Source organism: Bradyrhizobium sp. WSM1417 (assembly GCF_000515415.1).
Lineage (GTDB): Bacteria > Pseudomonadota > Alphaproteobacteria > Rhizobiales > Xanthobacteraceae > Bradyrhizobium.
Genome location: NZ_KI911783.1, coordinates 2,660,154 through 2,675,894, shown reverse-complemented (window position 1 = coordinate 2,675,894; position 15,741 = coordinate 2,660,154). Strand labels below are relative to the sequence as shown.

17 protein-coding genes and 1 pseudogene are annotated in these 15,741 nt (G+C 63.9%); 9 read left to right on the top strand and 9 right to left on the bottom strand.

Annotated features, from left to right (window positions below):
• Nucleotides 1-60 precede the first annotated feature (60 nt).
• The 6 genes from BRA1417_RS0112855 to BRA1417_RS0112830 all read left to right on the top strand — a co-directional run bounded on the left by BRA1417_RS0112855 (nt 61) and on the right by BRA1417_RS0112830 (nt 4,720).
• Nucleotides 61-1,515: a helix-turn-helix domain-containing protein gene (locus tag BRA1417_RS0112855; protein ID WP_156948709.1), complete on the top strand. Its 1,455-nt coding sequence runs from the start codon at nt 61-63 to the stop codon at nt 1,513-1,515.
• A 265-nt stretch (nt 1,516-1,780) separates the two neighbouring features.
• Nucleotides 1,781-3,421, top strand: a complete 1,641-nt coding sequence (locus BRA1417_RS0112850) for an amidohydrolase (protein ID WP_035969307.1) — start codon at nt 1,781-1,783, stop codon at nt 3,419-3,421.
• A 71-nt stretch (nt 3,422-3,492) separates the two neighbouring features.
• Nucleotides 3,493-3,621 (top strand): hypothetical protein, encoded by a 129-nt coding sequence (locus BRA1417_RS45995; RefSeq protein ID WP_256379163.1) that lies wholly within the window; start codon nt 3,493-3,495, stop codon nt 3,619-3,621.
• Between the two features lie 140 nt (nt 3,622-3,761).
• Nucleotides 3,762-3,983, top strand: a complete 222-nt coding sequence (locus BRA1417_RS0112840; protein WP_027516110.1) for a hypothetical protein — start codon at nt 3,762-3,764, stop codon at nt 3,981-3,983.
• Nucleotides 3,984-4,092: 109 nt separating this feature from the next.
• Entirely contained in the window at nt 4,093-4,272 is a 180-nt protein-coding gene (locus tag BRA1417_RS0112835) for a hypothetical protein (RefSeq protein ID WP_027516109.1), read from the top strand.
• Between the two features lie 235 nt (nt 4,273-4,507).
• Nucleotides 4,508-4,720 (top strand): hypothetical protein, encoded by a 213-nt coding sequence (locus tag BRA1417_RS0112830; protein WP_245286215.1) that lies wholly within the window; start codon nt 4,508-4,510, stop codon nt 4,718-4,720.
• Between the two features lie 467 nt (nt 4,721-5,187).
• On the opposite strand, the gene BRA1417_RS0112820 is transcribed toward BRA1417_RS0112830, so the two are convergent.
• The 5 genes from BRA1417_RS0112820 to BRA1417_RS0112800 all read right to left on the bottom strand — a co-directional run bounded on the left by BRA1417_RS0112820 (nt 5,188) and on the right by BRA1417_RS0112800 (nt 8,043).
• The gene (locus tag BRA1417_RS0112820; protein WP_027516106.1) at nt 5,188-5,478 is read right to left on the bottom strand and encodes a hypothetical protein; all 291 of its coding nucleotides are present in this window, start codon (nt 5,476-5,478) and stop codon (nt 5,188-5,190) included.
• Nucleotides 5,479-5,631: 153 nt separating this feature from the next.
• Nucleotides 5,632-6,123 (bottom strand): Hsp20/alpha crystallin family protein, encoded by a 492-nt coding sequence (locus BRA1417_RS0112815; RefSeq protein ID WP_027516105.1) that lies wholly within the window; start codon nt 6,121-6,123, stop codon nt 5,632-5,634.
• 167 nt (nt 6,124-6,290) lie between these two features.
• Nucleotides 6,291-7,163 carry an RNA polymerase sigma factor RpoH gene (rpoH, locus tag BRA1417_RS0112810; RefSeq protein ID WP_027516104.1) on the bottom strand — a complete coding sequence of 291 codons (873 nt, stop codon included), beginning with the start codon at nt 7,161-7,163 and terminating at the stop codon, nt 6,291-6,293.
• Between the two features lie 25 nt (nt 7,164-7,188).
• On the bottom strand, nt 7,189-7,419 hold the full coding sequence (locus tag BRA1417_RS0112805) for a hypothetical protein (protein WP_027516103.1): 231 nt from the start codon (nt 7,417-7,419) through the stop codon (nt 7,189-7,191).
• 72 nt (nt 7,420-7,491) lie between these two features.
• The gene (locus tag BRA1417_RS0112800) at nt 7,492-8,043 is read right to left on the bottom strand and encodes a TetR/AcrR family transcriptional regulator (RefSeq protein ID WP_027516102.1); all 552 of its coding nucleotides are present in this window, start codon (nt 8,041-8,043) and stop codon (nt 7,492-7,494) included.
• 115 nt (nt 8,044-8,158) lie between these two features.
• Between BRA1417_RS0112800 and BRA1417_RS40275 the strand changes: the two are divergent.
• Together BRA1417_RS40275 and BRA1417_RS0112790 are read left to right on the top strand one after the other, a co-directional pair.
• Nucleotides 8,159-9,015: pseudogene (locus tag BRA1417_RS40275) on the top strand (oxidoreductase).
• 58 nt (nt 9,016-9,073) lie between these two features.
• Complete coding sequence (locus tag BRA1417_RS0112790; protein ID WP_027516101.1) at nt 9,074-10,075, top strand: NADP-dependent oxidoreductase; 1,002 nt, start codon at nt 9,074-9,076, stop codon at nt 10,073-10,075.
• A gap of 28 nt (nt 10,076-10,103) precedes the next feature.
• Here BRA1417_RS0112790 and BRA1417_RS0112785 read toward each other — a convergent pair whose 3' ends face one another.
• Nucleotides 10,104-10,901 carry an adenylate/guanylate cyclase domain-containing protein gene (locus BRA1417_RS0112785; protein ID WP_027516100.1) on the bottom strand — a complete coding sequence of 266 codons (798 nt, stop codon included), beginning with the start codon at nt 10,899-10,901 and terminating at the stop codon, nt 10,104-10,106.
• A 116-nt stretch (nt 10,902-11,017) separates the two neighbouring features.
• Between BRA1417_RS0112785 and BRA1417_RS0112780 the strand changes: the two genes are divergently transcribed.
• Entirely contained in the window at nt 11,018-11,521 is a 504-nt protein-coding gene (locus BRA1417_RS0112780) for a hypothetical protein (RefSeq protein WP_027516099.1), read from the top strand.
• Between the two features lie 11 nt (nt 11,522-11,532).
• Here BRA1417_RS0112780 and BRA1417_RS0112775 read toward each other — a convergent pair whose 3' ends face one another.
• From BRA1417_RS0112775 to BRA1417_RS0112765, 3 genes are all read right to left on the bottom strand, one after another.
• Entirely contained in the window at nt 11,533-12,720 is a 1,188-nt protein-coding gene (locus BRA1417_RS0112775; protein WP_027516098.1) for an adenylate/guanylate cyclase domain-containing protein, read from the bottom strand.
• A gap of 141 nt (nt 12,721-12,861) precedes the next feature.
• Complete coding sequence (locus BRA1417_RS0112770; protein WP_027516097.1) at nt 12,862-13,446, bottom strand: HutD family protein; 585 nt, start codon at nt 13,444-13,446, stop codon at nt 12,862-12,864.
• A gap of 102 nt (nt 13,447-13,548) precedes the next feature.
• Entirely contained in the window at nt 13,549-15,639 is a 2,091-nt protein-coding gene (locus BRA1417_RS0112765) for an adenylate/guanylate cyclase domain-containing protein (RefSeq protein ID WP_027516096.1), read from the bottom strand.
• Nucleotides 15,640-15,741 lie beyond the last annotated feature (102 nt).

The following is a 15,741-nucleotide window of genomic DNA, read 5'->3' as shown; positions in this document are numbered from 1 at the left end:
ACTATAAATCTATGCGCTCCATGGTTGACTGTCTAGGTCGCGTCAACATAGGATTTCCTTTTGCGTTCCGCGCTTGGCCAATCACCCACTCACTCATTACTCAAGATGCAATTCGAACAATCAGTTATCGACAGCTTAGTCGCTTCTCCTGCTGAAGCACTCAATGTCGAAATAAAGACGTGGATCGACCCGGCTCAACCTGCGGGCATCGAAAAAATTGTCAAAGCCACATTCGCGCTCCGCAATCGAAATGGCGGATATATGCTGATCGGCTTCGACGATAAGACGCTCGCGCCTGATACTGCCAATAGACCTGCGAATGTACGGGCAATCTTCAATCTCGATGACATCCAAGCAATCATCTCGCGCTATTCGCAGGAGCCATTTGAGATTGCTGTCGCGTTTGGCTCCCGCGATGGCAAGGAGCATCCGGTGATCGTCGTCCCACCGGGCGTGAAGACCCCGGTCGCAGCTACGCGCGATCTCCAGGATGGAGGTCGAACAAGAATTCGGGTCGGAGCAGTTTACTTCCGCACACTTGCCTCTAACGGCGTTCCGAGTTCGTCCGAAGCGAGACCGGCTGACTGGCGCGATATTCTAGAGATCTGCTTTGACAATCGCGAGGCCGACATTGGCCGCTTCCTGCGGCGGCATCTTGCCGGCCGCGACTTGCCCGGCTTGCTCGCAAGCCTTGCTCAGTACGGCACGTCCCTACCGCCTCCCGTACCGACACTCTCAGAGCGCAGCACCACTCTTCTCGACGAGGGCGAGAAGCTGTTTTCGAGCGCCATCGGCGCAAGACAACTCAGCGCCGAAGAACAACAGCTTGTGGACTTCGGTTCATGGAGTGTGGCTCTCGTCATTGAGCCAGCGCATCCCGCAGCGAAACCGGATCAAACATTCATAAATACGATCGCATCAAGCAATCCGAATTATACGGGCTGGCCAGTTTGGCACGACACTCGAGCGGCAAGCGACGCGCGCAATCGCCCCAAGGTGACAGGCGGATGCCTCGAGGCGTTGATTTTCTCAATCGTGACAGGGTGGTCCGCTCACCTGGACTATTGGAGGCTCAACCCAAAAGGCGAATTCTACCTACACCGGGTGCTTCAGGATGACGGCGTTCCAGATCGAGTTCAGCCTGGAACTGCGCTTGATCCAGTCATAACTATCATTCGCGTTGCCGAAGCAATTGCCGTCGGTATTTCATACGCGAAGGCACTCGGTTGGGAGCCAGATAAAACGACGCTCGCGTTTGCATTTCGCTGGAAGGGACTTGCCGGGCGTCAGCTCTCGCGGTGGGCCGATCCATTCGATACGATCATGGGCGGTACGGCACATGATGATCAGATCACCGCGCAGGTGGAGATCCCGCTCGACACGCCCCTGTCCGCGCTCGCTCCCGCCGTCGAAAAGGCGGTCGCCGATCTGTTCGTTTCATTTGGCGGCGTCACAATCCCGAGCGCTACAATTGAACATTGGGTGCAGCGCCTTATCGAGCGGCGGCTCAACTGATCAGGTACCGAGCTTCTTGAGCAGCATATCTCCGATCTTCTCGATGCCGTGGCTATCGGCACGTACCCGATAGTCGGCAGCAGAAGGCGGGCTGTAACATCAACTGCTTGAGCCGTCACCAAATTTTCCGGTGGACCGGCCGATTTTGTTGGTGCCAGACACGGTCAGGATCACCACACTCCCCGTTGCGACACGCGATGTCCGCGGGCGCATCCGGCGGCGGATGTGTGGCGCCGCTTCGGCCTCTCTCATTTCGGGACTGATGATGCGCAAGCTTCTGGCGATTTTGCTGATCTCGTGCTGGGCCAGTTTGGCTTACGCACAAAAGGCCGACCTCGTTGTCACGAACGCAAAGCTCGTGACGCTGGATCCCGCATCGACGATCGCGCAGGCGCTCGCAGTCCGCGACGGCAAGATCGTCGCAATTGGCAGCAACGATGCCATGGAAGGCCTGATCGGGCCCGCGACGCGCCGTGTCGACGCAGGTGGACGCACCATCATTCCGGGATTGATCGATTCCCATATTCACGCGGTGCGCGCCGGCCTCACCTACGCGACCGAGGTCAACTGGATCGGCGCAAAGACGATTCCCGAGGCCATGGAACGCTTGCGCCAGGCGGCAAAAGCGCGGCCGGCGGCCTGGATCATCGTGGCCGGTGGCTGGAGCGAATTGCAATTTGCGGAGAAGCGGCGGCCAGCGCTCGCCGAGGTGATGTCGGCCGTTCCCGACAATCCGGCTTACATCCAGCTGTTCTATTCGGCAGTGCTGATGACGCCGAAGGCGCAACAAGCGCTCGGGATGTCCGCGGATCAGTTGCCGGCCGGTATCACGGCCGCGTCGGGCGACACCACGGGCTGGCTCAACGGCTCCATTGTCAGTATCTCCGCGCTGTTCGATCGGCTGCCGAGGCCGAATTTCGAAGAGAATGTCGCCGGGACCCGGCAGTTCTTCACGGAGCTCAATCGTCTTGGCGTGACCGGGATCGTGGATCCCGGCGGCTTCAGCATTTATCCCAGCCATTACGCCGCCCTGCAAAAGCTCTGGCGTGAAAAATCGCTGTCGGTTCGGGTTGCCTTCAGCCTGTTCGCCCAGAATGTCGGCGCGGAATTCGATGAGTACAAGTCTCTCACGCCGTTCCTGCCGATGGGATTCGGCGACGACATGCTGCGGTTCAACGGACTAGGCGAGCGGATCACCGGCGCCATGTACAACAACAATGCGCCCGACGCGGCCGCCAAGGACAAGTTCCGCGAAATCATTCGCTGGGCGGCCAAGCAAGGACTGACAGTCACCATCCACTGGCAGGAAGACAAATCCGTCCATCACCTGCTGGACCTCTATGACGAGGTCAACAAGGAGACGCCGCTCGCGCCGTTGCGCTGGTCCATCGCTCATCTCGACAACACCTCGCCCGAGACGCTGGCGCGCATGAAAGCCCTTGGCGTCGGCTGGACCATGCAGGACGCGATGTATCTCGGCGGCGACCGTATCGTGGCGCAGGCCGGCGAAGCCGCGCGCAGCATGCCGCCCCTCGTCACGGCGTTGCGCATCGGGGTCCATGTCGGGGCCGGCACGGATGCGCATCGGGTCGCATCCTACAATCCGTTCGTGGCGCTGCAATGGATGCTCGACGGCAAGACCGTCGGCGGACTGTCGACGCGCGGCCCCGACGAAACACCCAGCCGCGAAGATGCCTTGCGCCTCTACACCGTGGGAAGCGCGTGGTTCTGCTTCGACGAGACGCGGCGCGGCACGCTGGAGACCGGCAAGCTCGCCGACTTCGCGGTCCTCGATCGGGATTTCCTGTCCGTCCCCGTCGAGCAAATTGGCGCCACGGCGTCTCTGCTGACGGTCGTGGGCGGCAAAATCGTCTACGCGGCGGGTGCTTTCGCGAGCGCAAAATAGTAGCCCTACCGCCCTCCCCGAGTCCGGCCTATACCAAGCACCAGTCCGCCCTCCCGCGGCAGGAGACTCCCATGGCCAGTGAAAAAGGCCCGAATATCAAGAAGAAGCAGAAATGCAAGAACTGCGAAGGCAAAGGCCTGCTCAAGAAGGGCGACAAGGTGGTGAAGTGCCAGCGCTGCAAGGGTACAGGCGTGCGGTGATGATGGGGTGATGGCCTCCCCGCCCGGCTAGTTCGCGCGGATGCCGCCGGCGAAGTGCTTCTCGATAGCACCGCACCTGACATCCTCGATTGGCACTTCCTGCGGCAAGGCGCGTTGCGGTCTTTTCGAAGGAGGTGCAGATGACCAAGACCGACGCGCAAGGCGCCAAGACTGGGACATCGACCGGGACACCGCCGGCCGGTTCGGCGGCGCTCAACCCCGGCGATGAAGCCGCACCGGGAACGACGGGCACGGGCGAAGATGTGTGCCCCGATTGCCATGGCAAGGGGCGGATCGACGGCGCGCCCTGCGCGACCTGCGGCGGCAGCGGGACCGTGATCCGGGCCGTCGGCGGGGCCTGAGCAGCGCGGCGCTTGCGCCGGGCTGTGACTCTCGATCGCAGCTTCATTGTTCCAGCAACGAACGGCCTGCATCGGTGTTTTCCGGATGCGAGACACAATGAGGCGCGCCATGACCAGGGATCCCGGACTGAAGCCCGACGATTTCCCCATCGAAGCCGACAAGGACAAGCTCAGGACCCACAAGGGCGAGCCGGTCGCCTCGGCCGCGTCGGAGAAGATCGCGGATCAGATCGCCGAACGGCTGAACGAGCATGCCCACCAGGAAGAGCAGGATCGTTGGTCGGCCTAGGCGCTTCGCCTCGCCGGCAGCAATCCGGGAAGTGCAACGGCCGATAGGTTTGTAGGAACGACCTGGGGCCGTTGCGTATTGGGCCGCGCCGGGTCCTTGCGATTCCGGCAATGGCGGCCTCGGCTCGAAGCCCCGCCCCGGGCCACAGGCCGGGGCCGCCTGACGGGGATCGGCCCGTCATCTCAACCCATCATGGAGCACTGCGCGAAAGACCATGGAGGCGCCCACACCAGGGATGCAAAACCCGCTTCGACAGGCGCGGCTCTACGGCTACCTGATCGAACGCGAGGGCGCGCTGTTTCATCCCGGCGGCAGCCACCCGCTGTGCAGCGCAGGCATGACCCGACGCATGATCGAGGCGGGCTGGCTGGTGAAAGCCGGCGACCGCTACGAGCTGACGCCGCAAGCGCAGGAATTGATCGCCCCGGGCGCGATGAGTCCGGGATGACTTAATCGTCGCTGGTGCGTATTTCCGCGCCCGCGCAGGAACACGCGCGTCCCCAAATCTTTGCCTCGGCACGGTATGTGACGACGTCAAGCATAGGAGCGGACATGAAAAAGCTGGTTCTCGCAGGGCTCGTCGCGGCTCTCGCATTTCCCCCTGCCGCATTCGCACAAGGCGCGGGTGCCTCCAGGACCGGGTCGAGCATCGATTCCTCAAGCACCGGCGGCACGACGGGCGCGGGAGCCTCCAGCCTCAACACGTCATCGGACAACAATGGCGGCGGCGCGAACGCACCGGCCAAATCGTCGACGACACGGCCAAGCGACAACGACACCAGGCAAACCCAAGGCGGCCAGCAGGCTATCCCAGGTTCCGGCTCCACGGGAGCGAACCGCAAATAGGCGCGCCGCGAACGATTGACGGATTGCCCTCACGCAAAAGGCCCGGATGATGGTCCGGGCCTTGTCTCGTCACCACCAGGGATCCCAATAAGGCGGCGGAGCGTAGGCGTAAGGCACATAATAGGCCCGCCGCACGACGCGCGGTCCGTAGTAGCCGTAGGGCGGGCCATAGTAGCGCGGGCCATAATAGGCATCGGCCGCGAGCCCCGCCGCAAGCGCGCCGGCAACAAGACCGAAGCCGATACCCGGGCCTCCCCAATGGCCGTGCCAGCCGCCGCGCCAGCCATGGGCTTCCGCCGGCGAAGCGGCCGCCCCGAACAGCGCCGAGATCATCGTCAGGACCAAAGCAAGTTTCTTCATGTGCGACTCCCAGAACTTGGAAACCGACCGCAAAACGCCAGACCGGAATTGAAGTTTCCGGACGTTCCGGAAAATTTTGCAGCCAACGGATCGACGCGAATGCGGACGCCGGCCGGGCGCGGGCGAGAGCGCTGGCTCCCGCCCGCTTCATGCCTACTTGCTGTTGATTGCGATCCGCTTCACCTTCTGTTGTGCCGCCGGTGACTTCGGCAGGGTGACCGTGAGAACGCCGTTGTTGAACGAAGCCGCGACCTTGTCCTGGTCGACGTCATCGACCGGAATGCGCCGCTCGAAACGGCCATAGTAACGCTCGCTGAAGAGACGCTCCTTGTCTTCCGTTTCGCTCTTCTTCTCGCCGCTGATCGTCAGCACGCCGTTTGCAAGCTCGACGTTGACGTCCTTCTGCTCGAGACCGGGAAGCTCGGCGACAACCTTGACTTCCTTGTCGCTCTCGTCGAGTTCGACGTTCGGCCAGCCCATCGCGGTCGAGGAGCCGAACGGGCCGAGATCAAAGCTGCGGAAGGCGTCGTCGAACAGCCGGTTCATCTCGCGGTGAAGCGCAAGCAGCGGATTGCCGGCTTCGCCGCGCTGAACGGCCATGTTGCGTGAGCCGTTGTTCCACGGAATGAGATCGCGTAGTGCCATTGTCGTTTCTCCTTATCTCCTGTCTTGGTGGTCGATTGGCAGCTCGGCGCGCGGCGAAGGCCACGCACCGGCGCTGCAAAGCCCGGACGATCAGCTCGTCAGGCACCTGCTTGTGCTCGATGTTTCGGTCGGAGTTGCCAAAAGAATTAGGAGGCGGCGATTTGGTTTCAAGAGGCGGCTGCCAAGCGCCCCCCGATGGCAGCCCGAACCTTTTCGAACGCGCGCATTTCGATCTGCCGCACCCGCTCGCGTGAAATGCCATACCGCGCCGCGAGCTGCTCGAGTCGCAGCGGCGGCTCGGAGAGCCAACGCGCCTCGAGAATGTCGCGCTCGCGCGGCTTGAGGACGTCCAGCGCGGCGGCGAGGGCTTCACGCCGCCGTCTGGTTTCTTGCCGCTCGGCGTAATCGGCTTCAGGACCGGACGCGGGGTCGACGAGCCAGTCCTGGACTTCGCCGCCGTCGGCGTCGCGCACCAAAGCATTGAGCGACAGGTCGCCGCCGAGACGCCGGTTCATCTCGATCACGTCGTTCTCCTGCACGCCGAGCCGCCGCGCGATCTGGCTGGCGTGCTCGGGGCGGAGATCACCATCCTCCAGGGCGGATATTTCCGCCTTGGTCCGGCGAAGCTTGAAGAACAGCTTCTTCTGCGCGCCGCTGTTGGCAATCTTGACCAGCGACCAGGACCGCAGGATGTATTCCTGGATCGACGCCTTGATCCACCACATCGCGTAGGTCGCAAGCCGAAAGCCCCGCTCCGGCTCGAAGCGCTTGACGGCGTGCATCAGGCCGACGTTTCCTTCGGAAATGATGTCCGCAACCGGCAGACCGTAGCCGCGATATCCCATCGCGATCCTGGCAACGAGCCGCAGATGGCTTGTGACCAGATGATAGGCTGCCTCACGGTCGCCATGCTCGCGCCATCGCTTCGCGTAGGCCATTTCCTGGTCGGGCCGCAGCATCGGAAACTTGCGAATTTCCGCCAGGTAATGTGTCAATCCGCCCTCAGGCGACAGCATCGGAACAGTTGCAGTGCTTCCCATGGCCCACCTCTTCGAGTTGGTCTGCTTACGCTCCAATATCGACATGACAAAAAATGGTTTCGGCCGACGATGTTACGACCGGTGCGGCCGGCGCATGAGTTTGCAGCGGCTCCGGCCGCGTCACCAGATAGAGCTCGCCCGCCACCAATAGGACGGCAGCGACGGCCAGGGCCAACATGCCGAGCACCAGATCGCTGTCATCATCCATGCGCGTTCGAAACGTGTGTCGATGTCGAAGATCGGCAGCCATTGCCATTGGCTATCCGCGACATCGAACGTCGACACCGGAATTTTGTTCCGGCTTTTTGGCGTCCCCCGAGAGGCGCCCTCACCCCGCCAGCGACTTCCTCGTCGCGCGAAGAATATCGTCCGACAATTTGGGATCGTCCACGGCGCGGGCCAGCACGAGGGCGCCGACCATGGCGGCGGCGGCTGCGAGCGCCTTGTCCTCGCGCTGCCGCGGCTTCAGCGTGGCGGCCATCCGGCTGCTCAGCAGGGCGATCGTGCCGCGCACGCCGGCGGTGAAGCGCGCCCTCAGGCCGCCGCCTTGACGTGACACCTCACAGGCGAGCGCAGCGAAGGGGCAGCCGGCGGCGGGATCGTCGCGATGCCCCGGCGAGAGATATTGCGAAAGATAGTCCTCGAGCGCGAACGCCTCGGGCAATTCCTCCCCTTTGGCCTTGATCGCATGGGCCACGGCTTCCTCGACCAGCCGCTCCTTGGAGCCGAACTGGCTGTACAGGCTGCCGTGGGTCATTCCGGCCGCCTCGGCGAGTGCGTCGACACCGACGCCGGCGATGCCCCGCTCCCGCAGCAAGCGGGAGGCGGTCTCGAGAATATGCTCGCGATTTTTGGCGGCCTGTTCCTTTGAGACGCGCATGGGACCGATCCTCGGGCACGGGGCTTGACTTTTATAATTACGATCGTCATGTATATCAATAGTTACGATCGTAATCAAACGATTTCAGGCCCGGTAGTGGCGTCGGAGAGGCATTATGAACAGGATTACACCGAATATCGCGCTGGTGACCGGCGCCTCCTCAGGCATCGGCCAGGCCACGGCGGAGCGGCTCGCCAACGCCGGCTATAAGGTGTTCGGCACCAGCAGGCGGGCGCGCAGGCGGGCAAGCAAGCCTTCGAGATGCTGGCCCTCGACGTCACCAGCGATGCGTCGGTGGAAGCCGCCGTCGGCGAAGTGATCCGGCGCGAGGGCCGCATCGACCTGCTGGTGAACAATGCCGGCTTCGGCGTTGCCCCTGCCGGCGCGGAAGAGAGCTCGATGGAGCAGGCGCGCGCGATTTTCGAGACGAACTTCTTCGGCCTGATCCGGATGACGCGCGCCGTCGTGCCGCACATGCGCCGCCAAGGCAATGGCCGCATCATCAATATCGGCTCGGTGCTTGGCTTTCTGCCGATGCCCTATGGCGCGCTCTATGCCGCGACCAAGCACGCGGTGGCGGGCTATTCGGAATCGCTCGACCATGAACTGCGCACGCGGGGCATCCGGGTCTCCGTGGTCGAGCCCGCCTACACCAAGACGCCGTTCGACGCGAACTTCATGGAGCCCGACGCCACGCTCGAGGAATATCGCGAGGCGCGCGCCGGCGTAACCAAGCGGGTGAACGAGGTGATGGCGACGGCCGAACAACCTGGCGTCGTGGCCGAGACCGTGCTGAAGGCCGCGAGCGCGGCGCACCCGCAACTCAAATACGCGGCCGGCAGCCTTGCGAAGCGCCTGCGATTGCTACGCCGGTTTGCGCCAGCAGCCCTGGTGGATGCCGGGCTTCGAAAGGATTTGCGGCTCGACGTGGTGGCGGCGCCACAGCCCGCCCGCACCGCGCGGGCTTTCTGACGGCGTGCGACCGGCCGCAAGCTTGCCGTTGCGAAGAATCTCCGGACCGAGAGAAAAAATGAAAGCCCTCGTCTTCAAGCGCTACGGCAAGCCGGACCAGATCGCGTTGGCCGAGATCCCGCGGCCGACGCCGAAGCCGAACGAAATCCTGGTCCAGGTTCACGCCGCGGGCTTGAACCCGATCGACAACATGATTCCGAAAGGGACGTTCAAGCCGATCCTCAAGTTTCAGCTGCCGGCCACGCTGGGCAGCGATCTCGCGGGCATCGTCGTCGAGGTCGGAAGCCGCGTGACCCGCTTCAAGCCCGGCGATGCCGTCTTTGCCAGCATCTTCGATCTCGGCACCGGCGCTCTCGCCGAATTCGCGATCGTGCCGGAGGATGCCGCCGCGCTCAAGCCGCCGAACCTGGACTTCGTGCACGCGGCCTCGATCCCGATGGTCGGCCTGACATCATGGCAAGCTCTTAGCGAGCACATACGTCTCAAGCCAGGCCAGAAGGTGTTCATTCCCGCAGGCGCCGGCGGGATCGGCACATTCGCGATACAGCTCGCGAAATATCTCGGAGCAAAAGTCGGGACGACGACCAGCACGGGCAATATCGATCTGGTGCGCAGCCTCGGCGCTGACGAGGTGATCGACTACAAGACCCAGCAATTCGAAGCGGTGCTGCGGGAGTACGACGCGGTGCTGGGCACGCTCAGGGGCGATGCGCTCGAGACATCGCTTCGGATCCTGAAGCGGGGGAGCAGGATTGCTTCGCTCATCGGGCCGCCGGACGCCGCGTTCGCGCGCGCCCGGGGCATGAATGTTTTCATGGTGCTGCTGTTCGGATTGCTGAGCCGCAAGATCATTCGCCACGCCGGCAAGATCGGCGCGGACTATTCGTTCGTGTTCGTGCATCCCGACGGCAGCCAGCTCGCTGAGATCGGCGAGCTTCTCAAGGCCGAGCGCATCCGGCCGGTTATCGACAAGGTCTTTCCGTTCGAACAGGCGAAAGAGGCACTGGGCTATCTCGCAAAGGGACGGGCCAAGGGGAAAATCGTCGTCCAGATGAGATGAGGGCGCGGATGCGGCCCGCCCAATCACCTCAGCCCTCGACCCGCCACAGCCGCCATCGCTCCGGCACGCCCTTGAGCTGATGCACGCCGTGATCCCTGAAGCGGATCTCGGACTGCGTCGTCATCAGCTCCTTCACCGCGCTGGAGACCAGAACTTCGCCGGCGCGCGCCTTTGCGGCGACGCGGGTGCCGATGTGGAAGGCGAGGCCGACCGCTTCGGTGCCGCTCACCGTGTATTCGCCGACATGCAGGCCGACCCTGATCTCAAGGCCGAGCGTACGCACGGCCTTCTGGATCGCGGTCGCGCAATTGATTCCGGCGGCCGGCGTCTTGAACGTCGCCAGCACGCCGTCGCCCGTGGTCGTGACTTCCTTGCCGCGCGAGCTCTTCAGCTCCTTGCGGACGGCCGCGTAATAATGGCCCATGATTTTGGTCCAGCGGACATCGCCGAGCTTTGCGGCTTTTGCGGTGGAGCCGACGATATCGACGATCAGGATCGTGGCGAGCGCTCGCTTGAGTTCGGTGTTGCCCGCGGCCGGTCGGCGCCGGAGCACGATCGCGCCGGCCAGCGGTTCATAGCGATGGTTGCGGCGCCGCGCGATCGCGGCCTTTGCGTAGTCCTGGGCCCGCTGCGCGCTGCCGCAGCGAATGGTCTTCTCCTGCGGCAGACGGGTCCAGTAGACCTTTCGTCCGTCACCGGCGCCCTGGACCTCCACGGCGCCCCATTTCAGGAGGATCGCCGTGCCGACGCGCCGGACGCACCACGCCTTCGACGTGTAACCCGATACGTTCGACTGATGGATTCCGATGCGGAGGAATTTTGGCATGAACGTGCGGCCGATCGAAGCAACGTTTGGGCTACCCAAGGTCAAGCGTAGTGACACACTCGCCCATTGGCAATACGATCCGCCGTCAACACCTGTTCATTTGAAACCAGTGCAATATGCAAAGCCATTTTCGCGCTTGTTGTGAAGCCACCCTGTTGTCCACCACACTCGCAATCGTCGCCTTGCCGGACATGGCGCGTGCGCAGTCGGGGAGCGCCGGCGGCAGCATCGGCAATGACGAAAAATCGCTGTCCGGTTCGCGCGAGACGCCGCGGGCAACCGAGCCTTCGAAGCCGGCACGACGCGGCAAGCCCGCAGACGACGGGCCGCGCCGCGCGCCGCAAAAGAGCGGCGGAGGCGGCAATCTCGACGGAGCATGGGTGCTGACCAGTGTCGGCGCGTCCTGCGGCACATCCACCGACACCGTGGTCATCACCGGCGGCAAGCTGGTGGGACAGTACGGCACCGCCCAAGTCAGTCCGAACGGCTCCACCTCCGGCGTCGGTGCCGCCGGAAGCCTGAGTTGGACCATGTCCGGGCGATTTTCAGGCCGCAGCGGCTCCGGTACGTTCCAGCGATCCGATGGATGTGTCGGAAGCTGGACCGGATCGAAACAGTGATGGTCCTTGCCTCACCCCTGATACGCAAACAGCTCGATCGGCTCGCTGAAGCCGCGCACACCGTGCTCGCCAACGCGCTCCAGATCGAACTGGCCCCCGACGAGATCGGCGAAGTCGCGTGACAGCAGCACCGTCTTTCCCAATTGCTTGGTCAAGGCTTCGAGGCGCGAGGCCATGTTGACGGCGGGACCGATCACGGTGAAGTCGAGCCGGGTGGACGAGCCGATATTGCCGTACATGACGTCGCCGACATGGACGCCGATGCCGTAGTTCAGCGGCGCGCGGCCGGTGCCGTCGTTGCGCGCGTTCAGCGCGATCATGGCCTGACGGGCTTCGGTCACGGCATGCAGCAGGTTTGCGCCGGCGTTGGGCTCGCTGAGCGGAAAGATGGCGAGCAGGCCGTCACCGATGAATTTCAGGATCTCGCCGCCATGCCGCGCGATCGGCTCCGACATCGCGTCGAAATAATCGTTGAGCAGATCGATGACGTCGTCGCGCGGCCAATTGTCGGAGATCTTGGTGAAGTCGCGCAGATCGCAGATCATGATCGCGGCGCGCACCGTCGTGCCGGTGCCGCGCCGCGTGGCGCCGGCCAGGATGAGCTCGCCAGCGTGGGAGCCGACATAGGTCTCGAGCAGCGTTCGCGCCAGCCGGTTCTTGATGCGGATCTCGCTGACCAGCGCCAGCACCGGCAATATATTCTTGAGGGCGGCGACATGGGTGTCGTCGAAGCCGCCGGGCCGGTTGGTCGCAAAGGTGACGAGATGGCGCTTGCCGAGCGTATGATAGAGCGGCCAGGCCACATAGTCGGTCAGCCCCTGCGCGCGCATCTCGCGGTAGAGCGTGTGCTTGCGGCCGAGCGCGGGGTCGCGTTCGAGATTCTCGCGCACCTCGGTTGCGCCGTCGAACATCTCGTTGGCAGGACTGCCGATGTATTCGGACCGCTCGCGGACGTCGTAGTCGACCCGCGCAATCTCCGCCTCGCGCATGCCGTCGGCCCACATGAAGCGGGCGCCCAGCCATTGCGGATGCTGGATCAGCACGTGAACCGTCGACCGCGCCAGCGGAATGCCGGCCTGCTGAAGCCGGATGCACATCTCGGCAAAGATCTTGTCGATGAAGCGCTCGTCGCGCGTGCCGTTGATCAGCCAATCGACGACACCGTCGGATAGCGTGGCGTTCTTGTCTCGCGCGGTCATATCTGCCCGTTCATATCGTGGCTGCCCACATCGTGCTCGGGGCAGCGGCTGCATCAGGGCAGATATCGTGCTCCGGCGCGATGGCGTCAACTAGCCAGTTGCACGGATTGTGCGCACCGCTCCGGCGGGCTGGAACGCGGTTCAGCCGACGATTTGAATAGAGCTCAGCACGGCCAGCCCCGACACAAGCGCAAGCGTCGACGCCCCCGTCAGTTCGACCTTCAACGTGTCCTCGTGCGAAATCGAAAAATCCGTGCCGTCGAGACGGATGCCGCAGTCGCCGCGCGCCGCATAGATCAGATGCGTGCCGGCGGACAATCGCCGCTCACCGGGCGCCTTAAGCGCTTCGAGCTCAAGCGCCACCGCACCGCGCCGGCCCATCAAATTTACCACCTCGACTGGCCCTTCCTCGAGCCTGGTCACGATCTCGAGTTCGCCGGTGAAGCGCACCGTCGTGAACGGCTCGCGCTCGTCGAATTCCTCGGTGGGCGATTTCAGCACCAGCCCGCGGCCGCCGACCACCATTTGCAAACGATCGATGCCGGGCATATGGGAGAACGGCCCGGGCGCCACGATCGGGGTGGCTGCGAAGCGCCACAGCAGGCTGTCCCAATCCTTCGCATTGGACTCAGCGCGATGGGCATCCGCGATATCGGTAAAGATGCCGCCGCCGTTCTTCCAGTGCGAGCGGGTATAGTCCTCGGATTTCAGCAGTGTGGTTTTCATGTCTTGAGATGGTCCGGGAGCGCAAGGGGGCGAGTGTCAGTTGCGTATCATGCGGACAGGATCGTCGCCAGCTCTCGTCCGTCAGCAACCAATCTTTTGCGACTACTTCGTCGTCAGTGCCGCGACCGGGCGCCACGCAACATCAGGCGCGCTCTCAATCAACAGCCGGCAGCGATCGCGCATCAATTGAGCCGGGCGATCCGCGCCGCGCATGTTCAGCACGGCTTCAAAATCAGCGAGTGCAGCCGCAAACCGGCGCGCGCGATAGTTGGCGAGGCCCTGTTCATAGTGGACAATCCAATCGAGCGTCTCGCCGCCGTCCTCCCCGACGAGTCCGACCAATTCGTAGACCGCAAAACCCTCCTCGCGTCCATACACGGCGATGCTGTCGATCTCGCGCGTGATGATGGCGCCGCGTGCGAGACGTTCGGTCGCTTCGCCAATGAGGATTTGCGTGCCGTAGGATTTGTTGGCGCCCTCGAGGCGGCTTGCGACGTTCACGGCATCGCCGATCACGGTATAATTCAGGCGCAGCTCGGAACCGATATTACCGACCAGCATGCGGCCGGAATTGATGCCGATCCGGATCTGGAGCGGCTGGCCAAGATCGTCGGCAAGGCCCGACGCCGCGATCGCCCTGCAACAGCCGAGCGCCGCGCGGCAGCAGCGCAGCGCGTGGTCGGCCTGCGGCTGCGGCGCGCCCCAGAACGCCATCAGGGCGTCGCCGATGAACTTGTCGATGGTGCCGCCATTGGCGACGACGGCCTCTGAGGCGAGGTCGAGATAGCGCGACAACAACGGCACCACGCGATCACCGAGCCGCTCGGACAGCCCGGTGAAGCCGGCGATGTCGACGAACATCACGCTGAGCTCCTGCATGCTGCCACCTGGCCTTGCCTCGACGCCCTGGCGCAACAGCGAGCGGACCAGATCAGCCGGGATGAACTTGCGGAACGCGGAAAGGCCGGCCGCCATCTCGGCGATCGCGCCGGACAGGCTTGCGATCTCCTTGAGCCGCGACGGATGGCGGCGGACCTGCTCCAGCGCGAAGGCTTCGACATGACGCAGCTCGCCGACGACGCGCGACAGCGGTGCGGCGATGACGGAACGCGCCAGCATCGCCGAGGCCAGCGCTGCGAGCACGGCGCCGATGCCAAGGCCGAGGATCAGGCGGCGCAACGTCGTCTCGACCGGACCGAGAAACTCGGCCTCGGGGATCACGGTTGCGAGCGACCAGCCGGGAAACGGCAGCGGCGTCAGCGCCACCTCGTAAGCCGCGCCAGCCGACGTCAGCCGGCTTCGCCAGGCTTCCTTGCGGCCATCCTCGCCCGCCTTCACGAGTGCCATCCGCGCCAGCGGTAGCAGCGTCGTATCGCCCTTCGCAACGTGCAGCTCGTCGGCGTCCTTGTCGGGCGCCGCGATCAACTCGCCGCTGCCGTCGATGATGAAAGCCGTTCCGGTGCGCCCGACCTCGAGCTGCGAGAGGAAGCGCGCGAGCCTGGTGTACTCGATGACGATGGCCAGGACGCCTTGCCGCTCCTGGTAGACGTCGATCGGACCGGCAAAGGCGATCGAAGGCCGCTCGCCGGTCGGATGGTCCAGGACCTTGAACCACTCCGGCTCCCCGGCCGCCAGCCCGGTCTTGAACCAGGCGCGATCGGCGACGCGAAAATCGGTCGGCTCGAAGCGGCGATTGGCGAACTCGATGTCGCCGGGCACCACCTCGTATTCGTCGATGCGGCGCTGGCCGGCATGATCGGTCAGCGAGATCTCCATCATCTCCAGGCGGCGGTCGCCGAGCTTGTGCGCGGCGAAGAAGGTCCCGTCGGGCCAGCCAAAGGCGACCCAGGAGATCGTCGCCTGCGATTGCAGTTGCGACAGGAACACGAATTCGCGCTTGTCGGCCTCGCGGGTGTCGAGCACGTTCTGCAAGAACAGCGTTCGAATGGCGGTGTGGGCCGCACGCGCCTCGTCCACGATCGCGGCGACCTCCTTGCGGACAGCGGCCACGATCTGCTCGTTGATGGTCGATGCGAGCTGCCGGCTCGCCGCCTCTGCCGTGCGCCACCACAACAGGCTGGAGAGGGCGGCGGTCAAAAGGATCGCAGTCAGAACCAGCGCCGAGACGGCGAGGCGGATGCTGACCGTCAGCTTCGCGAGCGCGCGCAGGTGCCGTCCGGGATCAACATTCATCGCTGTTTCCGTTCTCCGGCAAAGCGGCGACCGGCCACCTCCTGTTACCGCTCTACGTGCCACGCGTGCATTCGTTACCTGTGGCAGGCACCGCGTGCCGCC